General features: G+C 70.8%; 13 protein-coding genes. 10 read left to right on the top strand and 3 right to left on the bottom strand.

The features are described 5' to 3' along the window. Positions 1 to 15: 15 nt before the first annotated feature. From AB0M28_RS01855 to AB0M28_RS01815, 9 genes are all read left to right on the top strand, one after another. Positions 16 to 2,328: a CDP-glycerol glycerophosphotransferase family protein gene (locus AB0M28_RS01855; RefSeq protein WP_365396060.1), complete on the top strand. Its 2,313-nt coding sequence runs from the start codon at positions 16 to 18 to the stop codon at positions 2,326 to 2,328. Positions 2,329 to 2,350: 22 nt separating this feature from the next. Next, the gene (locus AB0M28_RS01850; protein ID WP_365396058.1) at positions 2,351 to 4,585 is read left to right on the top strand and encodes a CDP-glycerol glycerophosphotransferase family protein; all 2,235 of its coding nucleotides are present in this window, start codon (positions 2,351 to 2,353) and stop codon (positions 4,583 to 4,585) included. Positions 4,586 to 4,624: 39 nt separating this feature from the next. Beyond that, positions 4,625 to 6,868: a bifunctional glycosyltransferase family 2 protein/CDP-glycerol:glycerophosphate glycerophosphotransferase gene (locus tag AB0M28_RS01845; protein ID WP_365396056.1), complete on the top strand. Its 2,244-nt coding sequence runs from the start codon at positions 4,625 to 4,627 to the stop codon at positions 6,866 to 6,868. 47 nt (positions 6,869 to 6,915) lie between these two features. Then, complete coding sequence (locus AB0M28_RS01840; RefSeq protein WP_365396053.1) at positions 6,916 to 8,460, top strand: hypothetical protein; 1,545 nt, start codon at positions 6,916 to 6,918, stop codon at positions 8,458 to 8,460. A 100-nt stretch (positions 8,461 to 8,560) separates the two neighbouring features. Next, positions 8,561 to 10,072, top strand: coding sequence for a hypothetical protein (locus AB0M28_RS01835; RefSeq protein ID WP_365396050.1), 1,512 nt, complete (start codon positions 8,561 to 8,563; stop codon positions 10,070 to 10,072). A gap of 48 nt (positions 10,073 to 10,120) precedes the next feature. Beyond that, the gene (locus AB0M28_RS01830) at positions 10,121 to 12,172 is read left to right on the top strand and encodes a N,N-dimethylformamidase beta subunit family domain-containing protein (protein WP_365396047.1); all 2,052 of its coding nucleotides are present in this window, start codon (positions 10,121 to 10,123) and stop codon (positions 12,170 to 12,172) included. A 43-nt stretch (positions 12,173 to 12,215) separates the two neighbouring features. Then, on the top strand, positions 12,216 to 12,644 hold the full coding sequence (locus AB0M28_RS01825; protein WP_365396044.1) for a hypothetical protein: 429 nt from the start codon (positions 12,216 to 12,218) through the stop codon (positions 12,642 to 12,644). 41 nt (positions 12,645 to 12,685) lie between these two features. Further along, positions 12,686 to 13,084, top strand: coding sequence for a hypothetical protein (locus tag AB0M28_RS01820; RefSeq protein ID WP_365396041.1), 399 nt, complete (start codon positions 12,686 to 12,688; stop codon positions 13,082 to 13,084). Beyond that, positions 13,084 to 13,980 carry a tachylectin-related carbohydrate-binding protein gene (locus AB0M28_RS01815; protein WP_365396039.1) on the top strand — a complete coding sequence of 299 codons (897 nt, stop codon included), beginning with the start codon at positions 13,084 to 13,086 and terminating at the stop codon, positions 13,978 to 13,980. The genes AB0M28_RS01820 and AB0M28_RS01815 overlap by 1 nt, the downstream gene beginning before the upstream one ends. Positions 13,981 to 14,015: 35 nt before the next feature. Here AB0M28_RS01815 and AB0M28_RS01810 read toward each other — a convergent pair whose 3' ends face one another. After that, positions 14,016 to 15,053: a glycosyltransferase family 2 protein gene (locus AB0M28_RS01810; protein WP_365396036.1), complete on the bottom strand. Its 1,038-nt coding sequence runs from the start codon at positions 15,051 to 15,053 to the stop codon at positions 14,016 to 14,018. On the opposite strand from AB0M28_RS01810, the gene AB0M28_RS01805 reads away from it, so the two are divergent. Further along, positions 14,967 to 15,602 (top strand): GtrA family protein, encoded by a 636-nt coding sequence (locus AB0M28_RS01805; RefSeq protein WP_365396033.1) that lies wholly within the window; start codon positions 14,967 to 14,969, stop codon positions 15,600 to 15,602. The genes AB0M28_RS01810 and AB0M28_RS01805 overlap by 87 nt on opposite strands. A 21-nt stretch (positions 15,603 to 15,623) precedes the next feature. On the opposite strand, the gene AB0M28_RS01800 is transcribed toward AB0M28_RS01805, so the two are convergent. After that, entirely contained in the window at positions 15,624 to 16,661 is a 1,038-nt protein-coding gene (locus AB0M28_RS01800) for a Gfo/Idh/MocA family oxidoreductase (RefSeq protein ID WP_365396030.1), read from the bottom strand. Next, a complete protein-coding gene (locus AB0M28_RS01795) occupies positions 16,658 to 17,755 on the bottom strand; it encodes a DegT/DnrJ/EryC1/StrS family aminotransferase (RefSeq protein ID WP_365396027.1) in 1,098 nt (365 codons plus the stop codon). The genes AB0M28_RS01800 and AB0M28_RS01795 overlap by 4 nt, the downstream gene beginning before the upstream one ends. Positions 17,756 to 17,830: the final 75 nt, after the last annotated feature.

Below are 17,830 nucleotides of genomic sequence, written 5' to 3'. Positions count from 1 at the left end.
ACCCATGGATACAAGGTGCCACGGTTCAGTGTGATCGTCCCCGTCCACCAGGTGCAGGCATACCTTCACGAGTGCCTCGAATCCGTCCTGGACCAGTCCTTCACCGATCTCGAGCTGATCGCGATCGACGACTGCTCACCGGACGCCAGTGGAACGATCATCGACGAGTTCGCGGCCCGCGACCCGCGGGTGCGCGCCGTGCACCTGGCGGAGAACGTGGGTCTGGGCCGGGCCCGCAACGTGGGCCTGGAGCGCGCCACCGGCGACTATGTGATCTTCCTGGACAGCGACGACTCCCTCACCCCCGACGCCCTGCGCGCCGTCTCCGACCGGCTCAAGGAGACCGGCGGCCCCGACGTCCTGGTCTACGACTACGTACGGACGTACTGGACCGGCGCGACGGTCCCCGACGCGGCCCGGTCCCATCTCGCCCAGGACGGCCCGGCGGTGTTCACCCTCGACGACCGGCCGGGACTGCTGCGGGTCCTGCACGTCGTCTGGAACAAGGCCTACCGCCGCGAGTTCCTGGAGCGCGCGGGCTTCACGTTCGCCCCCGGCTACTACGAGGACGTCTCCTGGACCTACCCGGTGCTGGTGACCGCGGAGTCGATCGCGGTGCTCGACCGGGTCTGCGTGCGCTACCGGCAGCGCAGACGGGGGGCGATCACCTGCTCCCCCGGACAGCGGCACTTCGAGATCTTCGGACAGTACGACCGGCTCTTCGCCTATCTGGACGCGCACCCCGCGACAGCGCGCTGGCGGCCCCTGCTCTTCCGCCGGATGCTCGACCACTTCAGCACCGTGTTCACCGCCTCCGACCGGCTGCCGCGCGGCAGCCGGGCCGCGTTCCTCCGCCAGGCCCGCGCCCACTGCCGCCGCCACCGCTCCCCGGGCGCGACTCCCCGCGTACGCACGAGGATCCGGCACGCCATGGTACGTCTGGGCGCGCACCGCAGCTACCGCGCGCTGCACACGGCGCGGGCCCTCCAGCGACGCGTCCACCGCGCCGCCGTCGCCGCCCACGGTGCCGTCCGGGCGGCCGTGCTCCAGCTCCACTACCGCATCCAGCGGCTGCTCCCGCTGCGCGAGAACGACGCCGTGTTCTCCTCGTACTGGGGCCGCGGCTACGGCTGCAACCCGGCGGCCGTCGAGGCGAAGGTCCGCGAACTGGCGCCCCACATCCGCACCGCCTGGATCGCCGCCCCCGCGCACCACCACACGGTCCCGTCCGCCACCCGCCGCCTCACCCCCGGCACGGCCGCGTACTGGACCGCGCTGGCCCGCTCCAAGTACCTGGTCAACAACGTCAACTTCGACCGCAGACTCGTCAAGGGCCGGGGCCAGGTCTTCCTGCAGACCCAGCACGGCACCCCGCTCAAGCACATGGGCCTGGACCTGCTCGACCGGCCGGCCGCCGTGGGCGACACCGACGTCCCGCGCATACTCGCCAACTGCGACAAGTGGGACTACGTCCTGTCCGCGAACCGCCACTCCACGCTCGTCTGGGAGCGGGTCTACCCGGCCGCCTACACCACGCTCGAGTACGGCTATCCGCGCAACGACGTCTACCAGCACGCCACCGCCGCGGACGTGGCCCGGCTGCGGGAGTCCCTGGGCATCCCCCGGGACGTGGTCGCGATCCTGTACGCCCCGACGCACCGGGACTACCGCCGCACCCAGCGCCACGCGATCGATCCGGAGCGGCTGCTGCGCGCGCTCGGTCCCGGCTTCATGGTGCTCACCCGCGCCCACCACTCCGCCGCGTCCCCGCCGGCGGCCCGGGGCCAGGGCTCGTCCAGGCTGGTGGACGTCTCGGACCACCCCAGCGTCGAGTCCCTCTGCCTGGCGAGCGACGTGCTGCTCACGGACTACTCCTCGCTGATGTTCGACTACGCCAACCTGGACCGTCCGGTCGTCGTGTACGCCGACGACTGGGCGGCCTACGAGGCGGCCCGCGGCACCTACTTCGACCTCAGGGACTTCCCGCCCGGCGCGGTCGCCGCCGACGAGGACGAGCTCGTCGCGGTCTTCACGTCCGGCGAGTGGCGCGGCCCGGCCGCCGCCCAGCGGCGGGCCGCGTTCCGCGAACGCTTCTGCCCGCACGACGACGGGGGCGCCGCCGAGCGGGTCGTACGGCATGTCCTCCTCGGGGAGACCCCGGGCCTGCCGTCCGCGGTGCCGCTGGACGACCGGCGGCCGGTGCCGGCGGCCGGTCCGCGGCAGGAGCGGACCCCGGGCCTGCTCTCGGAGGAACGACGGCCTGCGGCGGCACCGGGCCCGCGGCAGGAGCCCGACACGACCGTGGTCCGGCCCACGAGCGCCGTCTGAACGCCCATCGAAGGAGAGTGTGTTGCCCCGCTTCAGTGTCGTTGTCCCGGCCCACGACGGGCCGGGGCGGCTGCCCGGCTGTCTCGATTCGGTGCTCGGCCAGACCTTCGCCGACGTCGAGCTGGTCGCCGTCGTCACCGCACCGGAAGGGCTGTGTGCCTCGATCGTGGCCGCGCACGCGGACCGCGATCCACGGATCACGGTGGTGCACTCGCCGGCCGGCGACGGCCTGCCGGGCGCGCGCAACGCCGGGATCGCGGGCGCCACGGGCGAGTTCCTGCTCTTCCTCGACGGGGACGACACGCTGGTGCCCGGCGCGCTGGAGGTCATCGACGCCCGGCTCAAGGAGTGCGGCGAGCCCGATCTGCTGCTCTTCGACCACGAGCGGGTGCACTGGTTCGAGGGCGGCAGGGGACCCGCGCTCGGACGGCTGTGGCGCAACGCGCCGAGCGGGGCCTTCCGGATGGAGCAGCACACCGCGCTGCCCGACGTGGCGGTGCCCGCGTGGAGCGGGGCCTACCGGCGCGCGTTCGTGTCCCGGCACGGACTGGCCTTCGCGCCCGGCATGTTCACCGACACGGTGTGGAGCGTGACGGCCGCGCTCCGGGCGGAGCGGATCGCGCTGCTCCCGCAGGTCTGCGTACGCCATCTGCAGGGCCGGCGGGGCAGCCGGAACGAGCTGCCCGGCCTCCACCACCTGGACCTGCTCGACCAGTTCGACCTGGTGATGCGCCGGGCGGCCGGGCTCACGGCGGACCCGGCGGTGCTCGGCAGGGTCTTCCACCAGCTGGTGCGCGGCGTACTCAAGACCGCGGCGTCCCCCGTGCGGCTGCCGGGCACGGCGGTGCGGCGGCGGTTCTTCCGGCGGGCCGCCCGGCTCTACCGCCGGCACCGCCCGGCGGGGGTCCGACGACCGGGCGGCAGCGTGGCGCTGCAGCACGTGCTGCTGGCCTCCGGCTCCTACACGGCGTTCCGCGCGGTGCGCGGCACGAGGCGCCGGCTGGGCCGGGCGGCCCGGCCCGCCCGACGGTGCCTGGGATGGCTGCGCAGGCGGATCCTCAACCCGTACCGGGTGTTCCTCAGGCGGCCGGTCGACGAGAACCTCGCGGTCTACTCCTCGTACTGGGGCCGCGGCTACGCCTGCAACCCCGCCGCCATCCACGCGGCGGCGCGGCGCCTGGCCCCGCACATCAGGTCGGTGTTCCTGGTGGCCGACGGCCAGGCGCGGCAGCTGCCGGACGACGTGGAGAGCGTGGTGATCGGAAGCACCCGCTACTGGGAGGTCATGGCCACCGCCAAGTACACCTTCAACAACGTCAACTTCGCGATGTCGGTCAGGAAGCGCCCCGGCACCGTCCATGTGCAGACCCAGCACGGCACCCCGCTCAAGCGGATGGGGGTGGACCTGGTGGAGTTCCCGGCGGCCGCGGCCGCGGCCGGCCCGCTCGGCAAGCTGCTGCAGCGGGTGGACCGCTGGGACTTCAACATCTCCTCGAACCACCACTCCACCGAGGTCTGGGAGCGCGCCTACCCGGGCGCGTACGAGAGCCTGGACGTCGGCTATCCGCGCAACGACGCCTTCTACACCTCGACGGCCGAGGACGTCGCCGCGATCCGGCGCCGCCTCGGCGTGCCCGAGGACCGCGTCGCGGTGCTGTACGCGCCGACCCACCGCGACTACCGCACGGACTTCCTCCCGCAGCTGGACCTCGTGGCGTTCTGCGAGGCGCTCGGCGAGGAGTTCGTGGTGCTGCTGCGGGCCCACCACTCCTACGAGGGGTCCGCGGGACTCGACGGGATGCTGCGCTCCGGCGCGTTGATCGACGTGACGGAGCACCGGTCGCCCGAGGAGGTGTGCCTGGCCGCGGACGCGCTGGTCACGGACTACTCGTCGATCATGTTCGACTACGCCAACCTCGACCGCCCGATCGTCGTGTACGCCGACGACTGGGACGTCTACCGGGAGACCCGGGGCGTCTACTTCGACCTGCTCGCCGCGCCGCCGGGCGCGGTGGCCCGTACCCAGGACGAGCTGACGCGGATCTTCCGCGGCGGCGAGTGGGACGGCGCGGCCGCACGGCACCTGCGCGGCGCGTTCCGTGAGCGGTTCTGCGACTTCGACGACGGGCTGGCCGCGGAGCGGGTGGTGCGCCGGGTGCTGCTCGGTGAGCCGGCCGAGGCCCTGCCGCCGGTCGTTCCGCTGGGCGAGCGCACCCCGGCCCCGGCCGCCGGCCGCGTCCGCCTCCTGCACCACTGAGCGATCCGAACCCCATCCCTCACGACCGTGGAAGATCCCGTGCCCCGTTTCAGCGTCATCGTCCCCGTCTACAAGGTCCAGGGCTTCCTGCGTGAGTGCCTCGACTCGATCCTGACGCAGTCCTGCGAGGACATCGAGGTCATCGCGGTCGACGACTGCTCGCCCGACAACTGCGGCGCGATCGTCGACGAGTACGCGGCGCGCGACGGCCGGGTCACCGCGGTCCACCTGCCGGAGAACGTCGGCCTCGGCCGGGCGCGCAACGCGGGGGTCCGCCGCGCCACCGGCGACTATCTGCTCTTCCTCGACAGCGACGACTGCTACACCCCCGGAGCGCTGCGGGCCATCGACGAGCGGCTCACCGCCACCGGCGACCCGGACGTCCTCGTGTTCGACCATGTGCGTACGCACTGGTGGGGCCGGGCCGGCCGGAGCATGACGGCGGACCTGCTCGCCTCCTCGGGCACGGACACCTTCGACATCATGAGCAGTCCGCAGTACCTGCACCTGTTCCTGGTCGCCTGGAACAAGGCGTACCGCCGCGACTTCTTCACCGGCCACGGATTCACCTACCGGCCGGGGCTCTACGAGGACGCCCCGGTCACCTACCAGACGCTGATGTGCGCGCGCCGCATCGCCTGCCTCGACCGGGTCTGCGTGGAGTACCTGCAGCGCAGACGGGGGGCGATCACCCGCACCCCGGGCCGCCGGCACTTCGACATCTTCACGCAGTACGCCGGCCTGTTCGCGTTCCTCGACGAACACCCGGAGCTCGACGGGGCGAGGCCGCTGCTGTTCGAGCGGATGATCAACCACTTCCTGGCGACGCTGCCGCTCGGCGAGCGGGTGCTGCCCAGGGACCGGCCCGCCTTCCACCGGGAGATGGTGGCCTTCTACCGGCGCTACAAGCCGGACGGTTTCACCCCGCCGGACGATGTCTACGGCACCCAGTGGCGGATGCTGCCCGGCACCCCCTACCCCGTGTTCCGGGCCGTCACGCAGGCCGAGCGGGTGCGCAACGAGGCCCACCGCCAGAAGCGCCGGCTCCGCAAGGCGGCCACCCGGCAGATCAAGCGCACCCTCGCCCAGGCAGAGCGCCGGCGCCCGCTCGATCCGCAACTCGCCGTGTACTCGGCGTTCTGGCACCGCGGCGTGCTCGGCGACCCGGCGGCCATCCACGACGCGGCCCGGACGCTGGCCCCGGACATCCGCGCGGTGTGGGTGGTGCGGCCGGACGCCGTGGACCGGCTGCCGAAGGGCATCGACCACGTCGCCCCGGGCACGCCGGGGTACCACCGGGTGATGAGCCGGGCCACGTACTTCGTCAACAACGTCGACTGGTCGCAGCGGCTGGTGAAGCGCCCGGGGCAGATCCACGTCCACACCCACCAGGGGACACCGCTCGGGCACATGGGCGCCGACCTGATCGACCGACCCGCCGCCACGTACCACCTCGACGTCCGCGCACTGCTGCAGCGCGCGGACCGCTGGGACTACAGCCTGGTCTCCAGCCCGTACGCGCAGCAGATCTGGGACCGCGCCTACCCCTGCCGCTTCACCTCGCTGCCGACCGGCGCCCCGCGCAACGACGTCCTGGTCAGGGGCGACGGGCTGCGGACGGCCGCCCTGCGCAGGGCGCTCGGGATCCCGGACGGCAACACCGTGGTGCTCTACGCCCCCGCCTGGCGCGCCCACCGCAAGTCGTACGTCCCGCGGTTCGACTTCGAACAGCTGGTGCACCGGCTCGGGCCCACGGTGACCCTCCTGGTCCGCCTGCACCCGAGGGACGCCCGGGCCGCCGTCCGCGGACTGCAGCTGCGCGACCTCCAGCGGCGCGGGCTGCTCCTCGACGTCACCGACGAGCCCTCGGCCGTGGACATGATGCTCGTCTCCGACGCCCTGCTGACCGACTACTCGTCGCTGATGTTCGACTACGCCACCACCGACCGCCCGATCATCCTGCACACCGACGACTGGGCGGCGTACCGGGCGGCCCGCGGCGCCTACTTCGACGTAACGGCCGACCCGCCGGGCCATGTCACCACCGGCCTCGACGAGCTGGCGGAGCTGTTCGCCTCCGGGGCGTGGCGCGACGCGCGCGCCGCCGCCCTGCGCGCCGCCTTCCGCGAGCGGTTCTGCGTGTATGACGACGGGCACGCGGCCGCCCGCGCGGTCTCCCTGGTCATGCTCGGCCGGGAGCACTCCCCGTCGGCCATCCCCCAGCAGGACGTACGACAGCTGCGCGACGCCGCGGATCCGGCCCTTGCGGACGGCAGTCGCTGACCGTCCGGCCCCAGCCACCACCTCGCCCACGCCCAGGAGAACTCCGCATGTCAGACACCCCGCACAGTTCCCGGCCGCTGGCAGCGGCCGTCACCGCGAAGGCCCGGGCCCTGTGGTCGCGCGTGCCGCCGCCGCTGCGACTGCCGCTGGTCGTCTACCTCTCCTGCCAGGCCTGCTACCTGGTGTGGTGGATGGCCTTCTACCCGGGCATGATCGACTACGACGCGCTGGCCTACACCTGGCAGGTCACCACCGACCACTGGATCTCCAACCACTCGGTCCTGTACAACTCCCTGCTCTGGCTGAGCCTCAACGCCACCGGGGGCTTCGCGGCGCTGACCCTGGCGCAGACCGTCGCGATGTCCGCCGCACTCGCGTACGCCTGCGCGAGCCTGCGCGTCATCGGCGTACGCGGGCGCTGGAGCGCGCCGGCCGCGCTGGCGTGCGCCGTGGCGCCGCCGCTGGCCGCGTTCACCGTGTACGTGGGCAAGGACGTGCCGTTCACGATCTGCGCGCTGCTGGTGTTCGCCGTCACCGCCCGGTCGACCGGCCGGCGGCTGCGGGGGAACTGGAACGGCCGGATGCGGCGCTCCGAACTCCTGCTGCTGTGCGTCGGCTTCCTCGGGATCGGCCTGTTCCGCAACAACGGCTTCCCCGTCGCCGTGATCGCCGCTCTGTGCCTCCTCCTCGCGCTGCCCGGCGCCCGGATCCGGATCGCCGCACTGGTCTCCCTCACCACCGCCGTGACCCTGACGCTGATGGTCGTGGTCTATGCCGCGGTCGGGATCCAGAAGCCGCCCAAGACGCTCGTCTACAACCTCCACTACGCCGACCTCGCCGTGACCTACGCGCAGGCACCGGGCCTGTTCACCCAGGACGACCTCCGGCTGATGGCCAAGGCGGCGCCGATCGAGGACTGGCGTACCACCGGGGCCACGTGCTTCGCCTCCGACCCGCTGTACCGCAAGCTCAACAGGACCGTCACCGACGGGCTCACCGAGCCGCTCGTCCAGCTCTGGTGGCGCACCCTGCGCAAGGCGCCCCAGCGGGTGCTGTCGGCGCGGCTCTGCCGCGGGCACATCGCCTGGGCCGTCTTCCCCGGGCCGCAGGACCAGGGCGGCAGGACGTACAACGCGCTCGACTGGGTGAACCCGGTGTTCTACAAGTGGTACCCGGAGATGAGGACGAGCCCGTACAACCGGGCGGCCCAGCCCCGGCCGGTGTCCGAAACCCTCGGCAAGGCCGGTGACTTCGCCTACGAGGCGTCCCGCGTCCCCCAGCTGGAGTGGCTCCTGTGGCGCGGCGCGGTCTGGGCGTACGCCACGTACCTGCTCGTCGTCCGGCTGTCCCGGTCGCGCCGCTGCCGGCCCCTGCTCGCCCTCGTCGGCGTCACCTTCGGCACCCAGCTCACCGTCCTGGCGGCGACCCCCTCGCCGTGCTTCCGCTATATGGCGGCCCCCATCTTCGTCGGCGTGCTCTGCCTGTCGCTGATCCCCGCGGTGCGCGGTGGCGTGGGTTCCGTCATCCCGCCCAGGACGCCCCGGGCCAGGCCGGCCGCCACCGCGCCGAAGGACGTGGAGTACGCCCCGTAGACCGTCCGCCCCCCGGTCCGCAAACCCGTACGAACGCCCAGGAGAGCCCGCAGTGTCAGACGCCCGGCTACTGTCCCCGGCCCGCGCCGGTGGGTCCCGTGTGCTGGCGGAACCCCAGCTCCGCGCCCTCGGGTCACGCGTTCCGCCGGCCCTGCGGTTGCCGCTGGCCGTCTTCCTCGCGTGCCAGGCCTGTCTGCTGCTGTGGTGGGCGGCCTTCTACCCGGGTCTGATGAGCGTGGACTCGGTGGTCTACACCTGGCAGGTCACCACGGGCAACTGGCGCTCGGACCACTCGGTGCTCTACAACTCGCTGGTCTGGCTGTCCCTCCACAGCACGGGGGACCTGGGGGCGCTGACGCTGCTGCAGACCACCGCGATGTCCGCCGTGCTCGCCTACGCGTGCGCGGGACTGCGGACCCTGGGGGTACGGGGGCGGTGGAGCGCCCCGGCCGCGGTGGCCTGCGCGGCGGCTCCGCCGCTCGGCTCCTTCACCGTCTTCCTGTGGAAGGACGTGCCGTTCACGATCTGCGCGGTGCTGGTGTTCGCCGTCACGGTCCGGCTGACGGGCCGACGGCTGCGGGAAGGCAGGCCCGTCCGGCCACGCCGCTCGGAACTCCTGCTGCTGGGCGCCGGGCTGCTGGGCGTCGACCTGTTCCGCAACAACGGCCTCCCGATGGCCGCGATCGCGTCGCTGGCCCTGGTCCTGGCGCTGCCCGGGGCGCGGCTCCTGATAGCGGGACTGGCGGCGGCCACCACGAGCCTGACCCTGCTGCTCACCCTCGTGGCCTATCCGGCGGCCGGCATCGCCCAGCCGGACAAGGCGTTCCTGTACAACCTGCACAACGCCGACCTCTCGGTGGCGTACGCGCGCGCACCCGGGCTGTTCACCCCGGACGAGCTGCGGCTGATGACCCGGGTGGCCCCGCTCTCCACCTGGCGCGACGCCGGCACCAACTGCTACGCGTCCGACCCGTTCTACTACAACGCGTCGGTGAACCGGACCGCGGCCGACCTGAACGCCGCGCCCCTGATGCGGTTGTGGTGGCACACCCTGCGCGACTCCCCGCAGCAGATCCTCGCCGCGCGCCTGTGCCGGGCGCACATCGCCTGGGCCGTCTTCCCGGGACCGCCGGACAAGGACGCCAGGACCTGGACGTACGGCACCGCCGTCCCCGCCGACCTGTGGGGTTTCGGCGCGATCCAGGACAGCCCGTACAAGGCGGTGCTCAAGGCCCGGCCGCCCTCCCAGGCCCTCAACCACGCCGCCGTCTTCGCCCGTTCCGCCTTCGGCGTCCCCCAACTGGAGTGGCTCCTGTGGCGCGGTGCCACCTGGTGCTGGGCCACCTACGCACTCGTCGTCCTGCTCGCCCGGGCCCGTCGCCGCCGTGCCCTGCTCGCGCTCGCGGGCGTCTCCCTCGGGGTGCAGCTCACGGTGATCGCCGCCAACCCCGCGCCGTGCTTCCGTTATATGGCCGCGCCCATGTTCATCGGCGTGCTCTGCCTGTCGCTGATCCCCGCCCTGCGGTCGGGGCTGTGCCATTCGAATGAACCTCGGCCGGACCGGATCGTGTCGATTCTTGCGCGCCGACCCGGGACACACAATTATCCCTAGCCGGGGCGGGGTTATTCGAAAGGGCCATTCGAAAGGGGCATCGAGCACATGGCCTACGACCCGAACCAGCGATTTCTCAGCCTGGTACCCGGCGGCAACGGAATTTTCTACGCGATCCAGGCGGACGGAAACCTCTACTGGTATCGGCATATCAACTGGACAACCGGCTCCCCCGCCTCCTGGGCGAATTCCGGCGCCGGCCGCCTGATCGGCTCCGGCTGGCACCACTTCCGCTTCGTGCTGGCCGCCGCGGACGGACAGGTCTTCGCGTTCAAGCCGAACGGGGACCTCCTCTGGTACCGGTACCTCCTGACCAACAGCAGCACGGGCGCCGGCAGCTGGCATTCGGCGAGCGGCACCCGTATCGGCACCGGCTGGAACTTCCCACGCGTCATCGGCGGCTGGAACAACGTCTTCTACGCGGAGGACACCACCGGAAACCTGCTCTGGTACAAATACACCGGTACCAACGGTTCCTTCAGCTGGGCGGCGAACTCGGGTGCCAAGATCGGCACGCAGTGGCAGACCTACACGCAACTGTTCGCCGACCCGAACGGGGTCATCTTCGGCACCCGGCACGGCAGCGCGATCGCCTGGTTCCGCTATCTCGGCACGAACGGAACCTTCAATTGGGCGAACGGCGGCAACCCCATTGACACCACGATTCTGGGTGGATTCGAGCGGCAGATCTTCTCCAACGGAGGGGGCGCCGTGTACCGGATCCGGACGAGCACCACCAACCCGCCCGGACCCGACACCCAGCTGCAGTGGTACCGCCTGCTCAACTCGGAGACGATCAACACCAGCGGCGTCCAGTGGCACAGTTCGTCCGGTGCCGTGGTCGGCTCGGGTTTCACCCGCGAGCACTCGGCGGCGCTCCAGGGCTATCCGACGAAACTGTCGGCCCAGCAGGGCACGAGTCTCGGCATCCACGTGTCCACGACCTTCTCCTCGTACACGTCCTCCACCGTCCGCCTCGCTCCCGCCGGCACCACCCCCGTCGTGGTCACTCCGCCCACCTCGCGGACCGGGCAGTTCCAGCCGCTGCAGAGCGGCTACCACAGCGCGGGATGCGGCTGGAACCAGTCCTACTCCGTGTCCGTGGGCACCGGGGCGGGCTGGCCCTCGGGCATCTACGCCTCACAGCTGAAGTCGTCCCAGGGCAAAGAGCACAACGTGATGTTCGTGGTGCGGCCGGCGACACCACAGCAGCAGATCGCCGTCCTGGTCCCCACCAACACGTACAACGCCTACAACTTCTGGGGCGGGCACAACCAGTACTCCCCCGGCCAGTCGGGTGCGCAGCGCACGGTCAGCATGCAGCGCCCCAACATGGGGACCTCGTGGGACAACTTCTACCGGAACCCGACCGGCGTCATCGACCACATGCTGTTCAGCGATCTGCAGCTGTTCCAGTGGATGAACTCGAAGGGATTCCAGTACGACTGCTACGCCGACACCGACCTCCATGCGACCGGCGCCAGCTGGCTGCGGACACCCGCGCAGGGCGGGAGCTACAAGGCGCTGGTGCTGACCAGCCACCCCGAGTACTTCACCCAGGCCGCGCGCGACAACGTCGTGAACTTCCAGAACAACGGCGGCCGCATCATCTATCTGGGTGGGAACGGCATCTACGAGCGGATGAAGTACACGGACAACGGCAACGCGGTCGTCTTCCGCAAGTCCGACGGCAGCCGGGACGTCTTCGCGAGCGACGGGCAGCCCGAATCGCAGATCCTGGGCGTGGATCACTATGGGCCGACGTTCATGAGCTTCTCGCCGTACACCGTGCGCAACACCGCCAACAACCCGTTCATGGCGGGAACCGGCCTGAGTGTCGGGGACAGCTTCGGCAGCGTCGGCTACAACGTCGCCGCCAGCGGCTGGGAAGTGAACCGCCGATCGGGCTTGGTGCCCGGATCGGTCCTCGTCGCGGAAGGCCAGAACTCGACCGGCGGGGCGGAGATGCTCTACGTGCCGGCCGTCCTCCTCAAGGGCTGGGTGTTCTCGGCCAGCTCCATCACCTTCAACGGCAGCATCCCGTTCGACTCCAAGATCCAGCAGATCCTGTCGAACGTTTTCACACAGGCGGTGGCCTAGGCCGTACCGGAGGGCCGTCCGTCACCGACGGAGAGGAGAGCAGATGAAGGAGATCTCGCGCCGCACCGTGCTGGCCGGCACCGCGGCCGCCACGATCGCCATGGGCGTTCCCGCCACGGCGTGCGCGGAGTCCCCCAAGAACAAGAAACAGCAGCAGGCGACCAGCGACTGCGGAGACCTCGGCAGCACGGGGGTCTGCGTGACGGCACGTGCGGTTCAGGACGTCACCGGCCTCCAGTACGTCATCACCAACAACGGTGACCGGACGATGACGTACACCGCGTGGTACGTGGATCAGACCGGAGGGCCCGAATCGGGCAGGGTCACGCACACGGTGAACGCGGGAGAGAACTTCGTCGGGTACTTCTACGGAGCCCTCGAGCACTGCTTCACGCTGCATGTCTGCCAGGACGACGGAGCCGCCTGCCTCACCCTCGGACCGGTGTGCGGCGAACATCCGTCGGACTGGTAGTGCAATCCGTAACCAGTCCTCTCCAACAGAATGGGACGAGCATGCGCAAGACCCCCGTACTCGCGTTAGCACTTCTCGGCGTCGCCCTGTCCGCCACGCCTGCCCATGCCGGTGACACGGTCTGCGAACAGGACGGGGTGGCCCGGCTGTGCGCCACCGCGCAGGAGGTCCAGGACGTCACATCCATCCAGTACACGGTGACCCAGCTGGACGGCCCGGGAAGCTACCAGATCAGCTACGTCGATCTGAGCGACGGCTTCACCATGACGCCGCAGGATGTCAGCCCGCTGCGCTACCAGGAGCAGGGCACCGGCTTCCTGTACGGAGCGCTCCAGCACTGCTTCCGCGTCGTCTTGACCAGCCCGGCGGGCACCAGCCTGGACGTGGAGCCGGTCTGCCCGTCGCCGGCCGGCGATCCCAGCACCATCGGGGAGAACTGATGCCTCAGCTGATGCCTCACACGAACAGGACCCGGCGCCTGTCCCGGACCGGGTGGAGTGCGCTCCTGGCCGCGCTGTTCACGTTCACCGCCCCCGGCGCGCCCGCCCAAGCGGCCACCTCCTGCACGACTCCGGCGGTGAGCAACTACCACGTCGACAGCAACGGCAAGCTGCGGCGCTGGAGCAACAGCGCCCCGCTGACCGGCGGCAACGCGTGGAGTCAGGTGGTGATCAGTCCGACCTGGACCGCCGCGAGGACCATCTCCGGCGGCAACGGGGTGATCTTCACCATCACCGAGACCGGCGATCTGGTCTGGCACCACGACAACAAGTACGACGGCTCGGGCGAGGCCGACTGGGATCCCAACAGCGGCTCGGTGATCGGCACCGGTTGGTCGTCGTTCACCACCGTCGTCGGCGGTGGGGACGGTGTGATCTACGCCGTCAGCCAGGACGGAAAGCTCTACTGGTACCGGTATCTGGGCTCAACCGGCCAGTTCAGCTGGGCCAACGACGGCCGCGGCGTGCAGATCGGCGCCGGCTGGAACGGCCTTCGGATCGCCGCCAGTGGAAACGGTGTCCTGTACACCGTGCCGGAGGGCGGGCAACTGCGGTGGTATCGCCACCTGGACCCGCTCGGCGGCCGGCCCGGCTGGGCCAACGGCGGCCTGGGGGTGACCATCGGAAGCGGCTGGGGCGCGCACACCAGGCTCGCCTCCTTCGGCGCCGGTGTCCTGCTGGCCCGGAACAGCACGGGCACGATGTTCTGGTACCGCCATCTGGATCCGGTGGGGGGAGCCGCCAACTGGGCCAACGGCGGGGTGGGCCTCGGCCTGGGCAGGGGCTGGAACGACAGTGAGCTCGTGGCCGACGTGACCGGCTGCCGGGTCACCTGAGCGCCACCCGTCACCCGCACGGAGCCGGCGAGGTCTCACCTCGCCGGCTCCGGCGCCTTGTTGGCACCTGCCGCGCTGTCCTCGGTGAGCGTCTGGCGGGGCATGGCGATCCATCCGTTGTGGAACTCCCCCAGGGCGGCGGTGGCGACCTGGCGGTCCGGGCTCTCCTGGATGTCGAGCATGAGGGCGCCGACGAGGAAGTGGATGCCGGTGAGCATCGGCAGGGTCGCCAGCAGCACGCTGCCCGCGCTGGCACTCGACGGCCCGAGCGTGTGGACCAGCACCCAGATGCTCGCCGCGCCACCGAAGGCGACCAGGGACAGTCCCGCCAGGAGCAGCAGGGCGATCGGTGAGAAGGAGGACACGACGTACTTCATGAGGAGGCGCCGGCCGGACCCGCGCGCCAGCTGACCCATCAGCGCGGGAATCACCCGGTGCATCCGCATGGTCGACACCTCGTTCCCGTAGACCGCGGGAATCGGGACGTCGCAGGCCGGGATCCGGAGGATGTTCAGATTGATCAGGAGATCGTTCTCGAACGAGTAGTCCCGGGCCACGCGCTCGAGATTCAGCCGCTCGAGTGCTGCCCGGTGGATCGCGGTGTACCCGTTCTGGGGATCGAAGAGGTGCCAGTAGCCGGACGCCAGCTTGGTCATGAACGACAGAACGATGTTGCCGAAGATCCGGTACTTCGGCATACCGCGGTAGGACTCGCGGGAGTAGAAGCGGTTCGCCTTGGTGAAGAGCGCGGTCCCGTCGCAGATCGGGGCGAGCAGGGCGGGCAGGTAGGCGGGGTCCATCTGTCCGTCGCCCGCCATGACGACGGAGATGTCGCACCCCAGCCGCAGCGCCTCCTGGTGCCCGTCGCAGACCGCCCCGCCGACACCGGTGTTGGTCTCGTGCCGGATGAGCACCATCCGCGGGTCGCCGGCGTCGGTCGCCTCGGTGGCCGTCGCGTCACTGCTGGCGTCGTCGATCACCACGATATGGTCGACGAAATCGGGCATCGTGCGGATGGTCCGGGCGATCAACTTCTCCTCGTTGTACGCCGGCACCACGACCGCGATTTTCATGTTTTGATACATGAAGGAAAACCCTCTCGAGTTTCTTTGCCTGGAACCCGTCTGCGAGGATGGGCTGGAGCAGGGAGGAAGGTACCAGAAATCTTCCGGAGAATGTGGAACACCGTTTGCCGCCTATTCTCGGCTGATAAGACAAGATTCCTTCTGGTGGGAGGGCTGTGTTACGCCATCGATGTCGGGGTGCTGGTCCTGCTGCACAGCGGGCTTCAACTGCCCCTGGCCACAGCCACTTCGCTGGCGTTCGTGACCGTGCTGGCGATCAACTTCGGCCTCAATAGAACTTTTGTCTTCCACAGCGGCGCACTGGCCGGTCCGGCTTTTTTCAAATATCTGGTGCTTGTCGGATTTAATTACGGCGCCACGGTCACGACGGTCACCGGACTGACTGCCCTGGGTATGCCGTACGTGGCGGCGAAGACGACGTCGACGATCGTCAACGCGGTGGTGAATTACAGCGCTTTCCGGTGGTGGGTGTTCAGGACCCCCGGTACGCGGCAGCCCGACGGTGCGGCCAGTCCCGCACCGTCCCGGCTGCCGTGACCGGCGACCGGCCGCACCTGCTCACGACCGCTGGGTGAGCGCCGCCAGGTTCCGGGCGTGCGGGCTCTGCAGCGGCAGGGACGTCTTGCGCCGCGCGGAGTCGAGGACCACCTCGGCCACCTCGACCGTCCGCAGCCCCTGGACGAGGGTGACGATGTCGTTCGCCTTGCCCTCGACGGCGTCGCGGAACCGCTCGTGCTCGACGAGCAGCGGCTCGCGCTTGGGGATCGCGAACCGGACCATGTCGCCCTCGGCGGCCCCGCGGAAGGCGCTCAGCGCCTCCCACTCCGTGGCGAAGGCGCCGTTGGCGTGGAACGTGAGGTCCGCGGTGAGGGTGTCCGCGACGAAGCAGCCGCGTTCGCCGGTCACCGCCGTGAAGCGCTCCTTGAGCGGGCTGAGCCAGTTCACGAGATGGCTGACCATGGTGCCGTCGGCGAGTTCGCCGACGACCGCGACCATGTCCTCGTGCCGGCGTCCGCTCTTGGACACGGCCCGGGCCGACACGGAGGCGTACGGGCAACCCGCCATCCAGCTGGTGAGGTCGATGTCGTGGGTCGCCAGGTCCTTGATGACGCCCACGTCCGCGATGCGCTGCGGGAAGGGCCCCTGCCGCCGCGTGACCACCTGGTACATCTCGCCGAGTTCGCCCGCCTCCAGGCGCGAACGCAGGCTCTGCAGCGCCGGGTTGAAGCGCTCGATGTGCCCGACCCCGGCGACCAGGCCCGCCCGGTCGAAGGCGTCGACCAGGCGCCGGGCCGCGGCCGCGGTGTGGGCGAGGGGCTTCTCGATCAGCGCGCAGACGCCGGCTTCCGCCAGGGCGAGCCCCGCCTCCTCGTGCAGCACCGTGGGGCAGGCGACCACGGCGTAGTCCAGGCCGAGCGCGAGGAGTTCGGGCAGGGTGGCGACGACCTGGGCGCCGCGGGCGGCACCCGTGGCGTCTCCTGCCGGGTCCATCACGCCGACCAGTTCGACGCCGTCTAGCGAGGCGAGCACCCGGGCGTGGTTGCGTCCCATAGCGCCCAGGCCGACCAGCCCCGCGCGCAGGTTCTGCTTGCTCATCGGGCACCTCCGGCGATGCTCACGGCCCGTGCGACGCGCTCCAGGTCGCCCTGGCCGAGGGTGGGGTGGACCGGCAGCGAGAGCACCTCGGCGGCGGCGCGGTCCGTCTCGGGCAGCGGTGGGCCGGCCGGGTCGCGGTACGGCGCCAGCCGGTGGATCGGCGTCGGGTAGTACACCGCGCTGCCGATGCCCTGCCGCGCCAGCTCCCGCTGCACGGCGTCCCTGCGGCCGTCGGGGACGGCGACGGTGTACTGGTGGTAGACGTGCCGGGCGCCGTCGGCCACCCGCGGTACGGGCAGCCCCTCGATACGGGAGTCGAGCACCTTGGCGTTGGCCCGCCGCTGCTCGGTCCAGGCCGGCAGCTGCGTCAGCTGCGCACGGCCGACGGCCGCCGCGACGTCGGTCATCCGCATGTTGGCGCCGACGATCTCGTTCTCGTACCGCTGCTCCATGCCCTGGTTGCGGAGCAGCCTGAGGGTGCGGGCCAGCTGGTGGTCGGCGGTGGTGATCATGCCGCCTTCGAGCGCGTGCATGTTCTTCGTCGGGTAGAAGCTGAAGCAGCCGGCCTGCCCGAACGCCCCGACGGGCCGGCCGTGCAGCGCGGCGCCGTGCGCCTGGCAGGCGTCCTCGACGACGGCGAGGCCGTGGCGGGCGGCGAGCGGCAGCAGGGCGTCCATGGCGGCGGGGTGCCCGTACAGGTGCACCGGGATCAGTGCCGCGGTGCGCGGACCGATCGCCGCCGCCACGGCGAGCGGGTCGAGGCAGTAGGTACCGGGGGTGATGTCGGCGAAGACCGGTTCGGCACCCACCAGGCGTACCGCGTTGGCGGTCGCGGCGAACGAGAACGAGGGCACCACCACCTCGTCACCCGCTCCGATGCCGAGCGCCATCAGGCTCAGCTGCAGGGCGGAGGTGCCGGAGTTGACGGCGACGCATGCGCGGCCGGCGACGAGCTCCGCGAACTCCTCCTCGAAGGCGGCCACTTCCGGCCCCTGGACGACATGGCCGCTGCGCAGGACGCGCACCGCGGCTTCGATCTCGGCTTCGCCGATCACGGGCCGGGCGGCCGGAATGGACGGGTTGGACCCAGACACGAGCAGTCTCCGTTACGGTGCTAGGGATTCGGCCTGTCTTCAACCGCGGTTCGCCGCGAGGGGTTGCTGCCGTCG

Source organism: Streptomyces sp. NPDC051940, assembly GCF_040680895.1.
Classification (GTDB): domain Bacteria; phylum Actinomycetota; class Actinomycetes; order Streptomycetales; family Streptomycetaceae; genus Streptomyces.
This window is presented reverse-complemented; position numbering and strand designations above follow the sequence as displayed.